This window comes from Niallia sp. RD1, from assembly GCF_024219955.1.
GTDB classification, from domain to species: domain Bacteria; phylum Bacillota; class Bacilli; order Bacillales; family Cytobacillaceae; genus Niallia; species Niallia alba.
The window spans coordinates 2,279,665-2,300,077 of record NZ_CP100420.1; the positions used below are offsets into that span (position 1 = coordinate 2,279,665).

The 20,413-nt window shown below is 36.4% G+C and carries 16 protein-coding genes and 1 riboswitch; of the genes, 13 read left to right on the plus strand and 3 right to left on the minus strand.

Going from position 1 to position 20,413, the window contains the following annotated elements:
• Positions 1-108: 108 nt before the first annotated feature.
• Positions 109-194, plus strand: a riboswitch (cyclic di-GMP riboswitch).
• Positions 195-303: 109 nt separating this feature from the next.
• Positions 304-1,275, plus strand: coding sequence for a sensor domain-containing diguanylate cyclase (locus tag NKG37_RS10865; RefSeq protein WP_169187943.1), 972 nt, complete (start codon positions 304-306; stop codon positions 1,273-1,275).
• A gap of 408 nt (positions 1,276-1,683) precedes the next feature.
• Here NKG37_RS10865 and NKG37_RS10870 read toward each other — a convergent pair whose 3' ends face one another.
• Entirely contained in the window at positions 1,684-3,927 is a 2,244-nt protein-coding gene (locus NKG37_RS10870) for a glycosyltransferase (RefSeq protein WP_224427652.1), read from the minus strand.
• A gap of 257 nt (positions 3,928-4,184) precedes the next feature.
• Between NKG37_RS10870 and NKG37_RS10875 the strand changes: the two genes are divergently transcribed.
• The 4 genes from NKG37_RS10875 (at position 4,185) to NKG37_RS10890 (ending at position 9,262) form a co-directional block, all read left to right on the plus strand.
• A complete protein-coding gene (locus NKG37_RS10875) occupies positions 4,185-5,297 on the plus strand; it encodes a sugar ABC transporter substrate-binding protein (RefSeq protein WP_254416201.1) in 1,113 nt (370 codons plus the stop codon).
• Positions 5,298-5,423: 126 nt separating this feature from the next.
• Positions 5,424-6,944, plus strand: coding sequence for a sugar ABC transporter ATP-binding protein (locus NKG37_RS10880; protein ID WP_016202707.1), 1,521 nt, complete (start codon positions 5,424-5,426; stop codon positions 6,942-6,944).
• A 15-nt stretch (positions 6,945-6,959) separates the two neighbouring features.
• Positions 6,960-8,126: a sugar ABC transporter permease gene (locus NKG37_RS10885; RefSeq protein WP_016202708.1), complete on the plus strand. Its 1,167-nt coding sequence runs from the start codon at positions 6,960-6,962 to the stop codon at positions 8,124-8,126.
• Between the two features lie 533 nt (positions 8,127-8,659).
• Positions 8,660-9,262 (plus strand): substrate-binding domain-containing protein, encoded by a 603-nt coding sequence (locus tag NKG37_RS10890; protein WP_254416202.1) that lies wholly within the window; start codon positions 8,660-8,662, stop codon positions 9,260-9,262.
• 142 nt (positions 9,263-9,404) lie between these two features.
• On the opposite strand, the gene NKG37_RS10895 is transcribed toward NKG37_RS10890, so the two are convergent.
• Positions 9,405-10,520 carry an IS4 family transposase gene (locus tag NKG37_RS10895; protein ID WP_254416393.1) on the minus strand — a complete coding sequence of 372 codons (1,116 nt, stop codon included), beginning with the start codon at positions 10,518-10,520 and terminating at the stop codon, positions 9,405-9,407.
• Between the two features lie 136 nt (positions 10,521-10,656).
• Between NKG37_RS10895 and NKG37_RS10900 the strand changes: the two genes are divergently transcribed.
• From NKG37_RS10900 to NKG37_RS10910, 3 genes are read left to right on the plus strand one after another with little or no spacing between them, the layout of a single operon-like run.
• Positions 10,657-11,055, plus strand: coding sequence for a sugar ABC transporter substrate-binding protein (locus NKG37_RS10900; protein ID WP_254416203.1), 399 nt, complete (start codon positions 10,657-10,659; stop codon positions 11,053-11,055).
• Positions 11,056-11,100: 45 nt separating this feature from the next.
• Positions 11,101-12,477: a sensor histidine kinase gene (locus tag NKG37_RS10905; protein ID WP_254416394.1), complete on the plus strand. Its 1,377-nt coding sequence runs from the start codon at positions 11,101-11,103 to the stop codon at positions 12,475-12,477.
• Positions 12,478-12,485: 8 nt separating this feature from the next.
• Positions 12,486-13,499 carry a response regulator gene (locus NKG37_RS10910; RefSeq protein ID WP_254416204.1) on the plus strand — a complete coding sequence of 338 codons (1,014 nt, stop codon included), beginning with the start codon at positions 12,486-12,488 and terminating at the stop codon, positions 13,497-13,499.
• A 122-nt stretch (positions 13,500-13,621) separates the two neighbouring features.
• On the opposite strand, the gene NKG37_RS10915 is transcribed toward NKG37_RS10910, so the two are convergent.
• Positions 13,622-14,746: an IS4 family transposase gene (locus NKG37_RS10915; RefSeq protein ID WP_100525935.1), complete on the minus strand. Its 1,125-nt coding sequence runs from the start codon at positions 14,744-14,746 to the stop codon at positions 13,622-13,624.
• 221 nt (positions 14,747-14,967) lie between these two features.
• Here NKG37_RS10915 and NKG37_RS10920 point away from each other — a divergent pair, with 221 nt between their 5' ends.
• From NKG37_RS10920 to NKG37_RS10940, 5 genes are all read left to right on the plus strand, one after another.
• Positions 14,968-15,450, plus strand: a complete 483-nt coding sequence (locus tag NKG37_RS10920; protein ID WP_367976425.1) for a helix-turn-helix transcriptional regulator — start codon at positions 14,968-14,970, stop codon at positions 15,448-15,450.
• A gap of 76 nt (positions 15,451-15,526) precedes the next feature.
• A complete protein-coding gene (gene xylF / locus NKG37_RS10925) occupies positions 15,527-16,609 on the plus strand; it encodes a D-xylose ABC transporter substrate-binding protein (RefSeq protein ID WP_254416205.1) in 1,083 nt (360 codons plus the stop codon).
• A gap of 89 nt (positions 16,610-16,698) precedes the next feature.
• Entirely contained in the window at positions 16,699-18,171 is a 1,473-nt protein-coding gene (locus NKG37_RS10930) for a protein adenylyltransferase SelO (RefSeq protein WP_169187946.1), read from the plus strand.
• A gap of 352 nt (positions 18,172-18,523) precedes the next feature.
• On the plus strand, positions 18,524-19,552 hold the full coding sequence (locus NKG37_RS10935; RefSeq protein WP_212120002.1) for a TFIIB-type zinc ribbon-containing protein: 1,029 nt from the start codon (positions 18,524-18,526) through the stop codon (positions 19,550-19,552).
• Positions 19,549-20,409, plus strand: a complete 861-nt coding sequence (locus NKG37_RS10940) for a TPM domain-containing protein (RefSeq protein ID WP_254416206.1) — start codon at positions 19,549-19,551, stop codon at positions 20,407-20,409. Before NKG37_RS10935 ends, NKG37_RS10940 begins: the two co-directional genes overlap by 4 nt.
• The last annotated feature ends 4 nt before the right edge of the window (positions 20,410-20,413 follow it).

Here is a 20,413-nt window from a genome sequence, read left to right on the forward strand (position 1 = left end):
GGACTTTTTCTATGCATAAAATAATAAAAGTGAACATTTCGAGTATTTTTAATAGTGAAATTAAATTAATGCAACACTAGTGATATATTTCATTATTTAAATAGAATAATATGATAAAGGCAAATTCATCGAAAGGTGAAGACGCAAAGCTATAGGGACTAAGATCTTGGAGATTAAGTCAGCCAGTTACCGATTTATCTTTATAAACGGAAGGCTAATCGGTAGAAGATTAGCCTTTTTCCATTATTAGGATAGCAGTAATATGCAGATGATAGTCTCACTAATGATAAGGTGAGGAGAAAGATGGGGATATTCTATTTTTGCTGCGGAATAATGTGTGGTATTTTCTTGTGGATATTAAATGATAAGCGGAAATATAATAAATGGAAATCGAAAATAGAGAAAGAAGATGTTATGTTTCGCTTAGTGGAAAGCTCGAAAGATATCATTTACAGATATGAAGTAAAGCCGCAAATGCGACATTCGTATATTAGTCCTTCTGCCAATTCTATTTTAGGAGATGGCATGGTCAAAGAAATCTATCGAAATCCGTATGTTCCCTTAGAGATTATTCATCCAGATGACTATGATATTATGTATAAAAAACTTCATGGAAAAATTGATTATAGCAAACCTTTAATTCAACGAATGAGATGCTTGGATGGAACTTATAAATGGTTTGAGGAATATGCTACCCCTATATATGAATATGGCGAATTAATAGCTATTCATGGAATCATTCGAAATATTGACGAGAAAGTTATACTACGACAGAATTTAGAGTATCAACTGATCCATGATGCATTGACAGAAGTACATAATCGTTTTTACTTTGAACAGAAGATGGAAGAGTTTGATACAAAAACAGATGAAGCAATCGCCATTATTTTATGTGATTTAGATGAACTAAAGCAAGTAAATGATAAATATGGTCATAAACAAGGTGACGACCTAATCAAAGAAGCTGGAAAATTACTAAACGCTTTTTCTTCTCCGTATATAACGGTCTCAAGAATCGGTGGGGACGAGTTTGTTTTATTAATTCAAGGTATGATAAAGGAAGAAATGGAAGAATTGTATAATAGGATGTCCAGTGAATTAAACGGAAAGGAAGCAAATAGTACGGTGAAGATGTCCATTGGCTTCGCATTCACGCTAAGCTCTCTTGGGAAAATGACGGCATTATTTACACAAGCGGATAAAAATATGTATGAGAATAAGATGGCAAAAAAGAAAAGAGCAAGAGATAATCAACTGGATGTTTCCTTAAAATAATTTATAAGACTTATAAGAGGCTGGAACAAAAGTATTCCAACTAAATATAAACCCAAACAATTATACGTAAATGCTGATTGATAAAACTTCCGTATAATTGTTTGGGTTTTTTATTAATTTTAAGAAAGAAGATTTGTGGTTATTACCCGCAGACTGAATACACTTCGCTTTCCATGGGGCGAGCGCCAATCCTCCTCGTCACTGCGTTCCTGCGGGGTCTCGGACTTTCTCGCAGCTCCCATAGGAGTCTACGTGTATTCAGTCTGCTCCGTTTTTCCTACTAATTATATTTTCTTTTGAAAAGAATTAGGAAACTTATTGGTTTCGCTAATAAATGAGAGATAGTTCGTTTTACCCATTAGATATTTTCTTTTGTCTCAGTCTCTTATTTTCGGATAAAAAAATGATTTATGCTCCAATACGATTCTTGATGTGATTAGATCCGAAGCTCGTTCCATAATAATAATGTCTTCCTTTTTTCTTTTCCCAATGCAATTGAACAGATGTTTTCTTTCCATCCTCTGTCTCGATAAGGAACGTATCTTGATCAATTCTTCTTCTAGTCTTAACTTGACAACCAGTATTGCTAATATCAACAATATTTCCATTAATCGTTTTTTTAGCTAGATGTATACAGATATCCATACTTGTTTGTTCTCTGATTGTTTTGCGAACTAATTTTTTGGGTTTGTGTTCAGTCTTAAAGAAAAATTGAATAAGTGCGCCAAGTACAGAAGCCTTTGCATAGACCCTACTTGAATAAATATCACTTGATTCAACGAATAATAAGGAAATCAGTCCTTTATATTGGTCAGAATTGATATCCACAAAGGAAACACCTAAGAAATAAGAGTCTTTTTCTTTTGTAACCCATTGTTTCTTTACTTTGATGTCTTTCGCCTTGCCGACATTCAGATATATATCTTCTTTCTGTAACTGTAATCTGTCATATTCCTTTTTATTTAACCTAATCCGTCCACCCGTTTCACTCAGGTCCATAACAGTACAAGGAATTTCTAAGCCGTGGTTATTTGCGATGGTAGCACTTCGTTTGACGGTAAATCTTTCCGTTCCTCTAAATCGAGGTCTTTCAACCGTAATAAGTAAAGCAATAAGGATAGCCAATGCGTTATAAACAACCCAAAATATATTAATGATTAGCATTTCTGTATTTTGATATATCTGAATAGGTGTAAACAGATGAATACCGATCATACATAACGAAACAAAAGTCATCAGTAATAGAACAAAGTAGGGAATCGTAAGTTTCCAGTGGAAATTTCGACTGTCATTTTGAATTCCTTTACTTGTCACATTAAATTTACCTCTCTCTTTGAGGAATACCTCTGACAGTACGGAATATGCCATAAATGGAGCTAGTGATACTTCGTAAATATGACTCCATATAACACTTCTTTTATTATCAGCCATTCTTTTAAAAGCAAGCATGGAAGAGAAGAAGGCTGGAAACCAAAAGATAAGCAATGTTTTAAAATCTGTTTGTATACTGTAAATAGAAAATAGTAAAAATAACAGTGGTGCCAGTAAATAGACCATCTTATAAATTCCGAAGAACCAATAATGAATTCCATCTAAATATAATAATTTTTGCATAAACGATAATCCTTTTATTTTTAAAGGATTCCATTTACGAGCAACTTGAATATTTCCTCTTGCCCATCTGTCTCTTTGTTTAAGCAATTCTGGGAATGTTTCAGCAGATAATCCAACAGCTAACGTTTCATTTACAAACACCGTTTTTTGATTATCAGTCTGTAAGAACATCCCTGTAGCCATATCTTCTGTTATCACACCAGTGGCAAACCCACCGATATCTTCTAATGAAGATCTTCGAAATAATGCATTGCTTCCCACATACATTGTGGCGTTGAAGCGGTCTTTTCCTTCTTCTAATCTACGCATAAAGAAATCTTGTTCATTTGTTAATCGTTGTTCATAGAAAAGATTATATTGAAAAGGGTCTGCATTATAAAAAACTTGTGGTGCTTGTACAAAGGAAACGTCTTTATCTAGAAAGTGACCAACTGTACGTTCCAGAAAATTGATCTTTGGAACCATATCAGCATCCATTGTGACAATGATATCCCCATTTGTAATACTCATGGCATGATTTAAATTACCAGCTTTTGCGTGTTTATTATCTTCTCTTGAAATATAGTATGCTCCAAGCGATTCCGTTAATGCCTTAATTTCCGGTCTTTTGCCATCGTCACATACATATACCTTTACCTTATCTTCGGGATAACGCATTAAGAGACTGCCAGTAATGGTTCTCTTTAATAAGTCTTCTGGTTCATTATAAGTAGCTATAAATACATCAACTGTTGGTAATTCTCGGAAGGAATGTAATGGAATGGTTTTTCTTTTAAATGGTTTCCATGACAGGATAGTAAAAATAATGGACTGTGTGAATCCAGCCCACTCTGTAAATAAAAGTAAAAGTCCGAAAATAAAACTTATTATTCCCACGGTTGGAAGTGTGTAGAAAGTTCGCCAAATTAAATAGACTCCATTTAGCAGAATAAAGGAAAACAAAAGAATGTATTTGGACCAAAGATGTTTTTTTGCTGACATATATAGAAGGAATAGGATAACAGCTAAACCTGCTAAATAATAAAGTTCTATTTGCATATATCTTTGCTCCTTTTATTAGATGTATTTCTTAAATAACGAAACGTATTTTTACCCTTATTGGTAAATCCATCGATTCATTATATAGTGATTCGCCAAATTTTGCATGGATAAAAAAATGGAAAAAGAAAATGGATATTAAAAAAATACAGAAGATATTAAAAGAATACTATTGTTAACGCTTACAAACAGATGGTTTTTCTTCTACAATTTTAACTGTAAGACAAAAGGAAGAACAAATTAAGGGGGAAAAATCAATGAAAAGATGGAAATCCATATCCTTATTACTTGTTGTAATGCTAATTGCGGCTCTGATGGGAGCTTGTAGCAATAGCACAGGTGGTAGCAGTAATAAAATCAGTGTAGGTATTGTCTTGCCAACAAAAGATGAGCCACGTTGGGTTCAAGATGAACAGCGCTTTAAAGATGCGTTAAAAGATTCTGAATACACAACTGAAATTTTATTCAGCCAAGGTTCCTCTGCAAAAGAAAAAGAAAATGTGGAAACATTAATCAATAAAGGTATTGATGTACTTATCATTACACCGCAAGACGGGGCAGCGGCAGCAGCTGCAGTAGAAGCTGCAAAAAAAGATGATATTAAAGTTATCTCCTATGATCGTCTGATTACAGACACAGATGCAGTTGATTATTATGTCACTTTCGATAGTGTAGCTGTTGGTGCAGCTCAAGGGCAGTATTTAATTGATCACTCAGAAGGAAAAGAAGTACCGTTGTATCTTTATGCGGGAGCGGCATCAGATAACAATGCCTTCTTATTCTTTGAAGGAGCATGGAGTGTACTTCAACCGAAAATTGCCGATGGTACATTCAAAATCGCTAACTCAAGTGAGGCAGAAAAGGTAAAAGATAAGCAGGAGCTTAGCCGCGATGAAATGAGTAAAATCCTTGGACAGGTTACGACAAACTGGGATCCAAATGAAGCGAAAAATAAAGCCCAAACACATTTAACTGCAGTTGATACCGAGATGAAGGGTGATGTCGCTGTATTAGCACCAAACGATGGTACAGCACGTGCAATCGCAGATGTATTTGCTTCAGATGGTGATATTTCAAGCTATTTTGTAACAGGTCAAGATGCAGAAAAAGCATCTATTCAATATGTGATTGATGGAAAGCAATCCATGACTGTATTTAAAGATGTTCGCACATTAGTAACCGATGTAATGGGAATTGCCATTGATATCTTAGATGGAAAAACACCAGAAACTACAGGTTCTTATGATAATGGAGAGATCGATGTAAAAGCAAAACAAACAGACGTTATCGTCGTGGATAAAGATAATGTCCAAAAAGAATTAATTGACTCTGATTATTACGAAGCAAGCGAATTTACAGGATTAAAGTAATTTTTAAAAGGGATTAACCAAAAAGTCGACCTCACTTGATGTAATCCATGGAAATTATAAATTGGATAGATTAAGTGGGGATCGACCCTTTAACCCATTCCCATTAAGATGCAAAGGAGGAAGAAAATGAGTGAATATATTCTCGAAATGAATGGGATTACAAAGGAATTTACAGGAGTTAAGGCATTAAGTGATGTGAATTTCAAAGTTGAAAAAGGAGAAATACATTGTTTAATCGGGGAAAATGGTGCGGGCAAATCGACTTTAATGAAAGTTTTAAGTGGAGTACATCCCTATGGAACATATGATGGAGACATTGTGTTCGAAGATGAAATTCAGCAGTTTCATCGAATTAGTGACAGTGTAAAAACAGGTATTGTTATTATTTATCAAGAGCTTGCATTATTTCCAGATTTAACGGTATATGAAAATATTTTTGCCGGCAATGAAGTCAAACAGGGTGGAGTTATTAACTGGAATCAAACAATTGTACAATCAAAGAAATTATTAGAAAAGGTGAAATTAGATGTCGCTCCAGACACGCTTGTTAAAGATTTAAGTGTAGGAAAAAGACAGCTAATTGAAATTGCAAAAGCATTAAGTAAAGATGTAAAACTTCTAATTTTGGATGAACCGACAGCAGCATTAAACGAAGATGACAGTGACAACTTACTCCAATTATTAAAGGAACTAAAGAAGCAAGGGATTACCTGTATTATGATTTCCCATAAGTTAAAGGAAGTTATCTCGATAGCAGACAAAGCAACTGTTCTTCGTGATGGGAAAACAATTTGTACATTAGATGCTGCACAAGGAGAAATTACAGAAAATATTATTATAAAAAATATGGTTGGTAGAGAAATAGAAGATATTTATCCGAAACGAGATAAGAAGGTAAAAGGAGAATCTGTTTTAGAGTTGAAAAATTGGAGTGCTTATGATCCTCAAATAGGGCGGGAAGTAGTAAAGAATATTAACCTTCATGTAAAGAAAGGTGAAATTGTTGGAATTGCAGGCCTAATGGGATCAGGACGAACAGAACTCGCATTAAGTATTTTTGGTAATGCTAAATCGTATAAAATTCAAGGGGAAATGTTGCTGGATGGGCAGACGCAAAAGCTTAAACACACGAGTGATGCCATTCAAGCAGGAATTGCATATGTAACAGAAGACCGTAAAGGAGATGGATTATTCTTGCTGCAAGACATTAAGAGTAATATCTCCGCTGCTAATTTGAAAGGAATTGCGCAAAAGGGAGTCATTAATCAAAACGAAGAAATTAAGATTGCAGATTCCTATAAAAAGTCGCTTCATATAAAAGCTTCATCTCTTGAACAGCTAGCTGGTAATTTAAGTGGAGGAAACCAGCAAAAAGTATCCCTTGGTAAGTGGCTATTTGTGGCTCCGAAACTATTAATCTTAGATGAACCGACTCGCGGAATTGATGTCGGAGCAAAATTTGAAATTTATAGTGTGATGAATAAGTTAATCGAAGAGGGGTTAAGCATCATCATGATTTCATCAGAGTTAGGAGAGGTACTTGGCATGAGTGACCGAGTATATGTCATGGCGCAAACAGAGATGAAAGGTGAATTGAATATAGAAGAAGCAAATCAAGAAAAAATTATGCAGCTGGCCACACAATAGGAGGGTGGGAAGAAGATGTATCAAGAAGCAAAGACACTTATTCGAGCAAATATTCGTGAATACGGAATGTATATTGCTTTGTTTGTTATTATTCTAGTATTTACAATTATGACAGACGGACTATTTATTTCTTCACGTAATATAAGCAACTTACTAGATTCAGCAGGATATATAGCAGTGCTCGCTGTTGCAATGACGCTAATAATTGTTATTCGTCATATCGATTTATCTGTTGGATTTGTTGCTGGATTTCTCGGTGCTATTGCAGCGATTCTATTAACACAGGCAGGTGTTCCTGTCTATATCGCGATTCCGATTATTCTTATTCTTGGAATTTTAGTAGGTTTGTTTAATGGCCTTTTAGTAGCCCAAGTAGGAATACCGTCATTTGTTGCAACCTTAGCTGGTATGTTGATTTTTCGCGGTGCGTTGCTACAGGTGACAGAGAAGACGGGAACGATTATTATTCAAAATGATGCATTCAATGCGATTGGTAATGGATATATTCCATCGTTATTGGAAGTAAATGGATTGCATCTGTTATCTCTATTAGTGGGATTAGCTGGAATTCTTGTTTATATTTATAGTGAAATATCTAATAGAAATAATAAGCTGAAGTATAAGTTCGATGTTCTTTCTAAACCAATGTTCCTTTTAAAACTAGCATTTGTTTCTGTCATTATTGCCTATATTACATGGATTCTTGCAGGATATAATGGATTTTCATGGACTGTCGTTATTATGCTTGCCGTCGTATTTGTATATCACTTCTTAACAACGAAAACAGTGCTTGGCAGACATATTTATGCAGTTGGAAGCAATCCGGAAGCAGCACATCTTAGCGGAATCAATGTGAAAAAGATTACTTATATTGTTTTCGGATCGATGGGAATGATGGCAGCATTGTCTGGTATTTTATTCACGGCCCGACTCCAATCTGCAACTACTACAGCGGGTACCTTATTCGAGTTAGACGCCATTGCAGCTGCTTATGTGGGAGGCGTTTCAGCAGCTGGAGGGGTTGGAAAAGTAACAGGAGCGATTATCGGAGCAATCGTAATGGCATCTCTTTCAAGCGGCATGAATTTACTAGGAGTTGGTATCTCTTATCAATATATGATTAGAGGAGGCGTTCTTGCAGGGGCAGTTATTTTTGATGTAATGACAAGAAAGTCAAAATAATCAGGAGGATGGGACATAACTAAATAGATACTCTGTAAAGACGAACAATTTCTAATATAGCTAGTAAATAGCGGCTGCTTTCGCATACTTTTTACAAGAGGAAATATAATTAGTTGGAAAAACAGAGCAGCCGGAATACACGAAGACTCCTATGGGATTAGCGAGACAGTCTGAGACCCTGCAGGCCACAGGCCGAAGCGGCTCAGCGCGAGCCCCATGGAAAGCGAAGTGTATTCCGGCTGCGGGGAATCGCACCAAACTTCATGGAAACATCCTTTGAAAAACAAATAAAAGCCCGAACAATTATACGGAACATTCATTAGCATCTTCGTATAATTGTTCGGAATTATCCTTGGCTGGAATACTTATGTCCCAGCCTCATTTCTGCTAAAACCTCGTTTCTATCCATTAATCTTGTAATTCTTCACTAGGCTAGACATTTCTTATTCCATTGATTATAAGTATTGTACTATTTAAAAAGGATGCTATGATTTAGTTTGTAGGATGTATTTAATTGGAAGGAGATCGGTGTAGTGCGAAAAACGAGCATGATTGTATTATTAACAGCTATTTTAATTCTTTGTTATTTTACCTTTATTACGGCAAAAAATGTTTTTCGCGCAGATTGGCAGTTTCCCTCTGATCGTGTTACGACTCAAAACCAGCAACGCCTTGTGTTAATCACCCAAGAGAGAGATACTCCCTTTTGGGACAAAGTTGCAGCTGGTGCAAGAAAGCAAGCAGAAGCTGAAGATGTAAGTTTTGAAGTGTGGGGAAGCTATGGCAATAATGAGGAAGATTTTTTGAAAAGTATTGAAATAGCGATCCAATCGAAAGTGGATGGAATAATCGTGCAGGGATTGGATACGGATGAATTTAAAAATTTAACGAAAATAAAAGCATCCTTTTATGGAATTCCTATTATTACGGTTGCCAATGATATACCAATTGCTGATAGTTTACGACGAACCTATGTAGGTTCCGATCAGTTTCTAGCAGGGAAAGAAATTGCCGAACAACTAGTACAAGATATGGGGAAGAAAGGAAAGGTTGTTCTTATGTTTGATTCCAAGGAGGAATATTTTCAAAAACAGCGATTAAATGGTATAGAGGAAATATTTAAACAATATCACTAGTGTTGCATAAATGTTGTTAGAATATTCAGTTTAAATATGTCCCCTGTTAAGAGCCAAAAAAGTAAATACCCAACTAAAGGTGGATCCATCCATTTGGAAATTTTTTTACAATTAGACTTAAGAGACGACGACAATTTGTTTATTAAGGAATGGTTTTTCCTTCAATCTTTCGAAGCCAAATATGTGCTGGTTTCCACAAAGCTGCCCGTAAATATCGGCTAATTTGTAGGGTTTTTCGTTTACTTTTTGTCTCGATTTGTGCGAGAACATGCAGGCAAAAAACAATAAGTGCGATAAACACTTGATTCTGAATTGCCCATTCGCTTTGGCCGTAAAACTTTTTGATATGGAGATGTTGTTTAATCCATTTGAAAAATAACTCAATCGCCCAGCGTGATTTATACATCTTTGAGATTTCTTCAGCACTTAAATCAAAACGATTTGTGATTAAATGAAGCTCATTTCCTTTTGAATCAATCACTTTTAGAAGACGAAAGTAATTTTCGGCACGGTTTTGCGTCGTACCAATCAACACCATTTGATCCGACAAAACAGATGTATTCTCGGGTAGTTTAAAATCGTAAACCTCCCGTATGACTGCGTTTTTTCGCAGCCTAGAAAGGAAAAAGTAGCCGTCATCTGTCATCCGATCAAAGCGTTCGTAGTCTAAGTAACCACGGTCAAACACATACATACATTCCTTGTCATCAACCATTACTTCAAGCTGACCGCGGTCATGTTCTTTGGCCGTTGTCATAATGGCCTTTTCGGGATAGGATATACCTTTTTCCATAAACACAAGGCGTAAGTGCAATTTAACACCCGCTTTTGTTTTGGGGAATTTTGCCCATTTATGATTAGTCAAATTGAGAGGCAATGTGCTTGAATCAATGATTTTTAATGGCATCACAAGTTTCGTGTTGTGCGTTTTGGCATGAATTTGTGAAACTAAATCAAGGAAAAGCTTTTGGAATAAGTCTGGATTCATGCCATTTAAACGGCGTGAGAGTTGGGAAATACTGATAGAATCAAGATCAATGCCCTTTTGCAGTTGATCATCGAAAAGACAATCGCTCAGCGCATGCAGACTTTCGACTTCTTCTAGCTGCGCAAAAAGTAATAATTTTAGAAATGACTCTGTCGTTAGTTTTTTCGTATAGAAATCTAATTTCAACGTTTTCACGTTTTCTTCAAATAATTGAAGATTTATTGGTGAAAACCATTGTCCAAATGAAGTTTTTCGTGTAATCTTGTCCATGCGATAGTCCTTTTTAGTGGATTTGGACGGGTTACCACCTAACTTATCCATTATAAAGGACTTTTTCTTTGCATAAAATGATAAAATTGAACATTTCAAGTATTTTTAATAGTTAAATTAAATTAACGCAACACTAGTGAAACAATATAAAGATATTAACGTTGTCTATGCAAAAACGATTGATACGTCGAAAGAACAAGTAGTTGTTGCAACACAAGATATTTTAAATCGGGAGCCGGATACAAATGCATTCATAGCTATTAATGCGAATGTGCTAGGAACTTTAATTAAAGAAATAAGTAAGCGTTACCAAATAGAGCCGTATTATTTGTATTCTTTTGACGATGGGCCGGAGTCAATCTCTCTTTTAGAAGCGGGAACCTTAGATGCGATGGTGGAGCAATCCCCAGAAGCAATGGGAGAAATGAGTGTGCAGTTGATGATGGAATGGCTAAATGGAAAAAAAGTTCCTTTAGATAAGAATGGCTATTTAACAGACATTAAAGTTCAGAAAGCGAACAATACATATGAATAGTATTCAAAAAAAATCCTTTTGCTTACAACCATCGTATTGATTATCATGTCTATTATTTGGATAGCACTTACTTATTACAATCATAAAACACAGCAGCAGTATAATGAAATTTTGCAGCGTTATTTAAAGTTAAATGAAGTCACCTCTAGCAGTCAAAATATAGTTGCGGATTTAAATAATTATATGATCAATCCATCGGAAGAAAATATGTCAAAGCTTACTCAAAGTAAGAAAAGAATGGAGGACGCAAAACAAGGAGTAATTACGTTAAGAAACGCTGAGAATAATTTCACTCTAACAAATTATGTTCATCTCATGGACAGTTTTATTGAAACCACAAATAGACTTCTTTTATTTTTATCGGAAAATGACGGGGAAGCCGCTGCTCAAGAATTTTCGGAAGTGACGAGAATATCAACATATATCTCAGAGATGTCTCTATCTTTAGTAGATACAGAACTCAAAACCTATGACCGCTTTTACCGCGGAATTATTAAGCAGTCAGGTGAAGTAATGAAACTAGGAATCTTCCTTTTATTATTAATTATGTGTGTGCTCTTTTTTGTGACATACTGGTTTTCGTTAACCATCACAAGACCAATATCGAAGCTAACCCAGGCAGCAAATGAATTATCGAAAGGACGATTTGATTTGCAGGTGAAAGTAGACACAAAAGACGAAATTGCCTTTTTAGCAAGAACTTTTGATCGGATGAGAAAAAATATTAATATGCTTATATCCGAAATAAAGCATAAAGCACAGCTAGAGCACGAATTGCAGCAGAGTAAAATATTGTTGCAGGAAAGTCAGTTTAAAAGCTTACAAAGCCAGATAAGCCCTCATTTTCTCTTTAATACATTAAATACGATATCAAAAAAGGCTTATTTAGAAGGTTCAGAAGAAACAAGTGATTTGTTAGTTAGTGTTGCAGGAATCCTTCGGTACAATTTAAAACAACTAGATCGGTCCGTGACGCTTCGAGAGGAAATAATGGTTTTAAAGCAATATATGGATATTCAAAAAGCAAGATTTACAGATAGACTTCAGTTTTTCATGGAGATAGATGAATGTTGCCTAAATAGAAGAATTCCGTCATTAACTTTACAGCCGATAATTGAAAACGCTGTTATCCATGCGGTGGAACCGAGTGAGGATGGCGGAACGATTTGGATACGAGTAAAGGATGAGATGGAGGAAGTTCTAATTGAAATTGAAGATGATGGGATTGGTATTCCGCTAGAAAAAATACAACAGTTACTAGCAGAAAATTTACATCCTTTTGAAAAGGAATCAAAGGGCATCGGAATAGGCTTTAGCAATGTGGTAAAAAGACTGCGACTTTTTTATGGTGATGATGATGTAATAACGATTAAGAGTCAGGTGGGCTCAGGAACTAAGGTGATCATTCAAATAAAAAAATAGGGTGTGGGATGATGATAAAACTCCTCATTGTAGATGACGAACAATTAGAGAGAGAAGGAATGGAGGCGATTATTAAGAAGGGCTTTCCTGATACAAAGATAATGCAAGCGAAAAATGGAAAAATGGCAATTGAATTAGCGAAAACATTTCAACCGGATTTAATCCTAATGGATATTAAAATGCCTGGTCTCAATGGATTAGAAACAATTGAAAGGATTACGGCTCTAAATTCGATGATTCGCTTCATTATGGTAACTGCTTTTGATACATTCGAATATATGCGCCAAGCGATTAAGCTAGGAGTAATGGATTATATTCTTAAACCGAGTCGAGCAAGTGAAATAATAGCAACAGTCGGCAAGACATTTCAACAAATTAAAGAGGAACAAAGAGAAGCTGTGATGAGAAAGTTTCAAGAAGAGGCATTCCAAAAAGCACTCTCGCTTGTTGAAACAGATGTGGTGACACAATTGTTATTTGATCATGTTCATGAAGTGCATGTTGATATGCTTGTTGAAATGTTAGAGACACCGTCCACGAATGAAATGTTTATCATGCTAGTGTTGATGCCAACGGGAGCAGAGTCCCTTTATCCTATTATAAAAGAAAAAATCAGAGAAACGAAAAGCTGTTGGATAGGTGCACTATATGGTAGTCATCTTCCAATTATTGTGTTTAGAGATGAAAAGCATTCTTTTCGCACACAAGCAACAGTATTGGCTCATCAATTACTATCCATTCTTAAGCGAACGCAGGGAGCAGAGTACTTTATTGGAATCGGCAATGTCTCCTCTTCCCTGGAGAAAGTTCGTCAATCGTATCACGAAGCCCTTTTTGCAACAATGGATGTTTCATCTCCAGTAAAATATCGATTTTATTCAGATGAAATGTCGGCTACCAATGATTCAATAACTGGAAAGCTTGTAGAGCATCGGAAAAAGGAATTCGCTGATCAAATTCGAATAGGGCAATGGGAAAATGTACGAAAATATATTTTATCACTAACGTCGCATAAATTCTAACTGAATATTCTGTTTTCTGATATTCCCGTTTGAGAAGAAAAACGAAGACACGCGAACAGAGGTAGTAATCATCCATTTTTTTACTATAACCTTTGGCGAGGGCGACAGAAACGGTTAAACCTTTACGGGACAGCTCTTCCTGCTATTTTTCGAATCCAAATACGTGCTGGTTTCCAGGGTGCTGCTTTTAGCCACCGACTGATTTGTAAGTACGTCCGTGAACTATTTGTACTCAGCTGAGCCAGTACATGTAAACAGTAGACGATCATCGCGATGTACACTTGATTATGCACAGCTTGTTCGCTTTGTCCGTAGAACTTTTTGATGTTTAAATGTTGCTTCATCCACTTGAAAAACAGCTCGATTGCCCAGCGTGATTTATACAATTCAGCGATTTCATCTGCACTCAAGTCGAAGCGATTCGTTATGAGGTGTAACTCATTTCCTTTTGAATCCAACACTTTCAATTGTCTGAATTCATTACCTGCTCGACTTTGTGCTGTGCCCAAGGAAATCATTTCATCTGATAAAACGGTTGAATCTTTTGGAAGATCAAATTCCTCGATTTGATGAGTTACAGCGTTTTTCCGCAAGCGTGAAACGAAGAAGTAACCATCGTCGGTCATGCGGTCGAATCGCTCGTAATCCAAGTAGCCACGGTCAAAGACGTACATGCACTCTTTGTCGTCAACGAGTACTTCTAGCTGACCTCGATCATGTTCGATCGCATTCGTTAACACCGCTTTGTCTGGATAGGAACAACCCTTTTCTAAGTAAACAAGACGTAAATGAAGCTTAATGCCTGACTTTGTTTTGCGGAACTTAGCCCATTTATGATTGTTCAAATTCAGTGGCAACGTACTCGAGTCGATGATTTTCAGTGGTGTTGTCATTTTACGTCGCTTATCAAAATCCGTTTTCTCATGAATTTGCGCGACTAAATCTAGAAACACCTGCTGGAACACCTCTGTCGGTACTTGATTTAATCGACGTCCTAATTGTGAAAAGCTAATCGATTCCAAATTCGTTGCTTTTTGTAGGTCGTCTGAAAACAATGTATCACTGACAGCACGCAGACTTTCGGTTTCATTCAGCTGCGCAAACAGCAGTAATTTCAGGAATGAAGCGATGTGTAGCTTCTTTGTATAGTAATTTAATTGATGGGTTTCAACCAATTCTTCAAGTTTTGTGGAGGAAATCGGTGAAAACCATTGTTCAAATGATGTTTTTCGTGTAAACTTATCCATGCTTATGTCCTTTATGTTGGATTTGGATGGTTTACTACCGTCCAACCATTATAAAGGATTTTTTTGTGTATCATTAATATTACAGAAAATTCAGATTTCCGGAAGGCGTTGTATTATTTTAATGCGACGCTAGTGATATTTTATATATTATACAGTACTACGAAAAGGAAGGGGCAGATGTACTCCATACACAGCAGCGAATATTAGAGATTCTTTGGATTGTGTCACGAGTGATGGATGAGATGGGCATAGAATCAGATATTCCTTTATATGCATATAAGCCATTGAATTTTCGCCAACTGCAATTAGAAACGACGAGATTGCTTGATAAGATGATTCATTCCTTCAAACAAAGAACAGATCGATTAGAAGCAGATGCGATTCATCAGTTGAAACAATATATTCTAACGCATTCCCAAGAAGATATTTCTTTAGAGTCATTGGCAAGGAAAGTTGGTCTGAGTCCCATTTATATAAGCAAGATTTTTAAAGAAAAACAAGGAATTAATTACATTGATTTTTTAACAGAGTGTCGAATTGAAAAAGCAAAAGAATTAATACGAGATACAGATAAGAGTATCAAAGAAATTACCTTTGAAGTCGGTTACCACGATCCGAATTATTTTAGTAAAGTCTTTAAAAAGCTTTGTAATATGTCACCAAAGGAATATCGGAAATTATTATTAGTGAATAAATCATTATAGTTTCTTCTTTCAAAAACAAGTTCCTTATGAAAAAAAGCTAAAGGGAAAACAGCGAATATAAATAGGAGAGAAATGAATGAAACAGATTGGAAAACATTCATGGTTAGTTCTTGTAGTACTATGCTTGGTGGGGGTCATTTCTGGCTGTTATAAGGAAAAAGAAACGGAAGTCAGTCGTCCGCTAGCTACTCCTTCTGCCAATAACAAGAATTCAGAAGAAGGAAACAAGAAACTTAAAATAGGCTTTTCAATGGACACATTAAAGGAAGATAGATGGCTGAGAGATAGAGAGTTATTTAGAGAAGCAGTAGAAGAATTAGGAGCAGAAGTAGAAATCAATGCTGCAAATGGAGACGATGCCCTGCAAATTCTACAGGCAGAAACGTTAATCAGTAAGGGAGTAGATTTATTAGTTGTCGTTCCACATAATGCAGAAGCAATGGCTACAATTGTAAAAAAAGCACACTCTTCTGGAATAAAGGTGCTCTCTTATGATCGCTTAATAAAAAATGCTGATGTTGATTTATATATTTCTTTTGATAACGAAATGGTTGGAGTATTACAAGCAGAAGCAATTACTAAGATAGTGCCGAAAGGAAAATATGTCTACATTGGTGGGGCCGATACAGATAATAATGCCCATCTTATTAAAAAAGGTGTATTTCATGTATTGCAACCTTATATAGATAAAGGGAATATTACGGTCGTTTATGATCAATGGTCAAAAAATTGGGATCCAGAATATGCTTACAGCAATATGGAAGCAGCCTTAAAGGCAAATAATAAAGATATAGATGCTGTTATTGCAGCAAATGACGCAACAGCAGGGAGTGCAATTAAGGCACTTGAAAAGTATGGCTTAGCTGGGAAAATTCCAGTTGCTGGACAAGATGGTGATCTTCCAGCAGCACAACGCATCATACAAGGCACTCAGACAATGACTGTATATAAGCCAATCAAAGCATTAGCAGAAGAAGTAGCACAAATTGCAGTTCAGATGGCCAATGGAAAAACGATCTCTGTTGAGAATAAAGTAAATAACGGAAAAGTCGAAGTGCCGACTATCTTGCTTTCTCCTATTGCTGTCACAAAAGAGAATATGGATGCAACCATCATCAAGGATGATTTTCATTCAAAAGAAGAAGTGTATAAAAAATAATCAGCTGCTTTTTGCAAAGCGTCATTGCATGTTCCACACTGTGAAAAGGGTATAATAGGAATATAAAATACGATTGGAAGGGAGCCAATATGAGTAGTAATGAGTTGAAAAAAGATACAGGCTGGAATTTTGATAATAGCTATGCTCGACTTCCTGAAGTTTTCTATTCTAAGATGACATTAAATCCAGTCAGTTCTCCTCGTTTAGTTAAGCTTAATCAGGATTTGGTAGAGTCATTAGGATTGAATAAGGAACAATTACAACGCCAAGAGTCGATACAAGTATTAAGCGGGAATGATATTCCAGAAGGCGGCTTTCCCCTTGCTGAAGCTTATGCAGGTCATCAATTTGGCCATCCAACCATGCTTGGTGATGGAAGGGCTATGCTGATTGGAGAACAGATTACTCCAGCTGGGGAAAGGTTCGATATACAATTAAAAGGTTCTGGCCGCACACCATACTCTCGAGGAGGCGATGGTAGAGCAGCGCTTAAGCCGATGCTAAGAGAATATATTATTAGTGAAGCGATGCACGGCCTTGGCATTCCGACAACTAGAAGTTTAGCTGTTATTGCAACTGGAGAACAGATTGTCCGGGAGAAAGATTTGCCAGGTGCCATTTTAACGAGAGTCGCAGCAAGCCATCTGCGAGTAGGAACTTTTCAATATGCAGCTTCTCTTGATTCTAAAGAGGATCTTAAAGCTCTCGCGGATTATGCAATTGATCGACATTTCCCAGCAATTGCGAAAGATGAGAATCACTACGTAGAAATGTTTAAAGAAGTAATTAAACGTCAAGCAGCCTTAATCGCCAAATGGCAGTTAGTTGGTTTTATTCACGGTGTTATGAACACAGATAACATGACCATTAGCGGAGAGACGATTGACTATGGCCCCTGTGCCTTTATGGATAGTTTCCATTTAGATACCGTATTTAGCTCTATTGATGTCCAAGGTCGTTATGCGTATGGAAATCAACCGAAAATGGCTGGTTGGAATCTGGCTAGATTTGCTGAAAGCTTACTTCCCTTATTCCATGATGATGTTGAAAAAGCAGTGGAACTTGCTCAAGCAGAATTATATGAATTTAACACCTTGTATCAACAACACTGGCTTGATGGTATGAGAGGAAAGCTAGGATTAGAAGGGGAAGAAGACAAAGATGCAGAGCTAATGGAAAAGCTCCTTGGGATTATGCAAAATAATCGTGCAGACTTTACGGATACCTTTCGTTCTTTAACGTTAGGGGAAATAGACAAAATGGAACTTAGCAACAATCCAGCATTTATGGAATGGTATAAGGCTTGGAAGGAAAGAATCGACCGTCAAGAAGGCGGAGAAGAAAATGCTCGTGAGCAAATGAAAAGACATAATCCAGTTGTCATTCCTCGAAATCATCGTGTAGAAGCAGCCCTTCATGCTGCAGAAAACGGAGATTTAAGTGTGATGGAAGAATTATTACAGATGCTGTCCAATCCTTATGCTTATACAAAGGAACAAATAGAATACGGAGTAGCACCACAACAAGTGAATCCTTCTTATCAAACATATTGTGGGACGTGATTTTAACAATATGTAAATGAAAAAGTTTCCCTTTTCTACTTAAGAAATGGGGAACTTTTCTATTATTATTAAAGAATGCACATCGATATTTAAAAGTGCTTTCTTCAATTTTCCCCCTGATAAAAATGGTGTATCTCGTCCACTTCTTCTTTTTTCATTTTTTCCATTACCCATTTATCTTTGCAAAAAAGAATAAGGAACTATTAGTCGAAGGCAATGTTTGAAAATGAAACTTTTTTTAATCTAATCAGTATATGTATATATCGGAAATTTTTCACGGCAACAAAGCAGGAAGTGAATAAATACGTTATGATTAATATAGTCAAAGATAAATAAATTGAGGTGATTTAACGTGATCCTTCATTATAAATGCCCAAATTGTGGGGGAGATATGAGTTTTAATGCAGATACTGGCAGTTTATCTTGCCCTAGCTGTGGAAATGAAGAAAATATCGAGAGCTATCCAGAAAATTTAATGTCTGCATCCTTTGAGGATAATGAAGTTAAGGAGTACCATTGTGACAATTGTGGTGCGGTATTAATAACGGAAGCAGATACGACTGCAACAAATTGTAGTTTTTGCGGTGCAGGAATAGTCATTGCCGATCGATTGGCAGGCGTGCTTGCCCCTAAAAAAGTAATTCCTTTTACAATTAGCAAAGAAGAGGCAGTAGCAGCGTTTCAAAAATGGTGTAGGAAAGGGCTTTTGACTCCGAAAGGGTTTATGAATGCAGATCGTATAAAAAGTATTACTGGTATGTACGTTCCTTTTTGGTTGTATGATCTTAACAGCAACGTTGACGTGACAGCTGTTTGTACAAAAGTTCGTACCTATACAAGCGGAGATTATATTTATACGGAAACGAAGTATTATGAAGCATATAGGCAAATAAATTTAGATTATGTGAAAATCCCGGTGGATGCCTCAGAAAAAATGAATGATCAATTAATGGATAAATTAGAGCCCTTTCCATATGAACAGCTAAAAGAATTTAAAACGCCTTATCTTGCTGGTTTCATTGCGGAAAAATATAATTACACAGATTCAGAATTACTTCCAAGGGCAAAAAATAAAGTGAGTGATTATATTGATTCATTTGTTCATTCTACTTTTGCTGGGTATCATTCGATTAATTATCGAGACAAAAATATTGATACGAAGGCTGTTCGCAGTGATTATGTGTTACTTCCTGTCTGGATGGTAAGCTATGACTACGAGAACCAGGAGCATATTTTTGCAATGAATGGGCAGACAGGAAAGGTAGTAGGAAAACCGCCAATTAGCAAAGGGAAAGTCGCATTATGGTTTAGTGGGATTGCTAGCGGTACATTTCTTGCATTGAAATGTGTCTCCTACTTTATGGGAGGTGGTTTCTTTTGAGAAACTGGTTAACAAAGTATAGTATATTCCTCCTTATCTTTATTACGATACTAGCTGCTTTTTCAGGCGGGAAGGTCAAAGCAGCTTCAGAAAATCAAAAGCAATTTATTTTCGACGATGCGCAACTTTTAACAGATACGGAAAGAATGGATCTTGAGAATTTAGCTGAGGAACTAGGGGAAGAAACGGAAACAGCGTTATTGATTCTTACGCTAGATGGTACAGATGGCAAAGATATCAAGAAATATGTTCAGGATTATTATGATGAAGAGGCTCCAGGTTATGACCAGCCTTTTGGAAATACGGCTATCTTAGCAATTGATATGGAAGAAAGAGACATATATTTAGCTGGTTTTAAAAGAGCGGAAGATTATTTGGATGATTCAACGTTAGACTATATCCGGGAAGAAATAACGCCTGCTTTATCAGATGGGGATTATTTTGAGGCTTTTTCGACTTTTATGCAGGAATCTGCTTATTACTTGGTTGATGATCCAACAGCTTTCGAAAATGAGTATGGTTACAGTGGAAATGCTGATGCTGAAAATGGGTACACAGAAGATAGTACATCGGGTGGAATGCCAGCATTTTTTTATCATTGGGGCTTTCAGCTAATCATCTCGCTCGTGCTTGCCGGAATTGTTGTAAGTATTATGGTCTTCCAATCAGGCGGGAGAGTAACGGTAAATGGAAATACGTATATGGATAAAAGGAATTCTAAAATTGTAAATAGACACGACCGATTTATTCGTAAAACAGTGACAAAACAAAGAAAGCCGCAAAACAATAATCCAGGTGGCGGTGGAGGAATCACTGGTGGTGGTCACTCCCATAGCGGAAGCAGAGGGAAATTTTAAACAG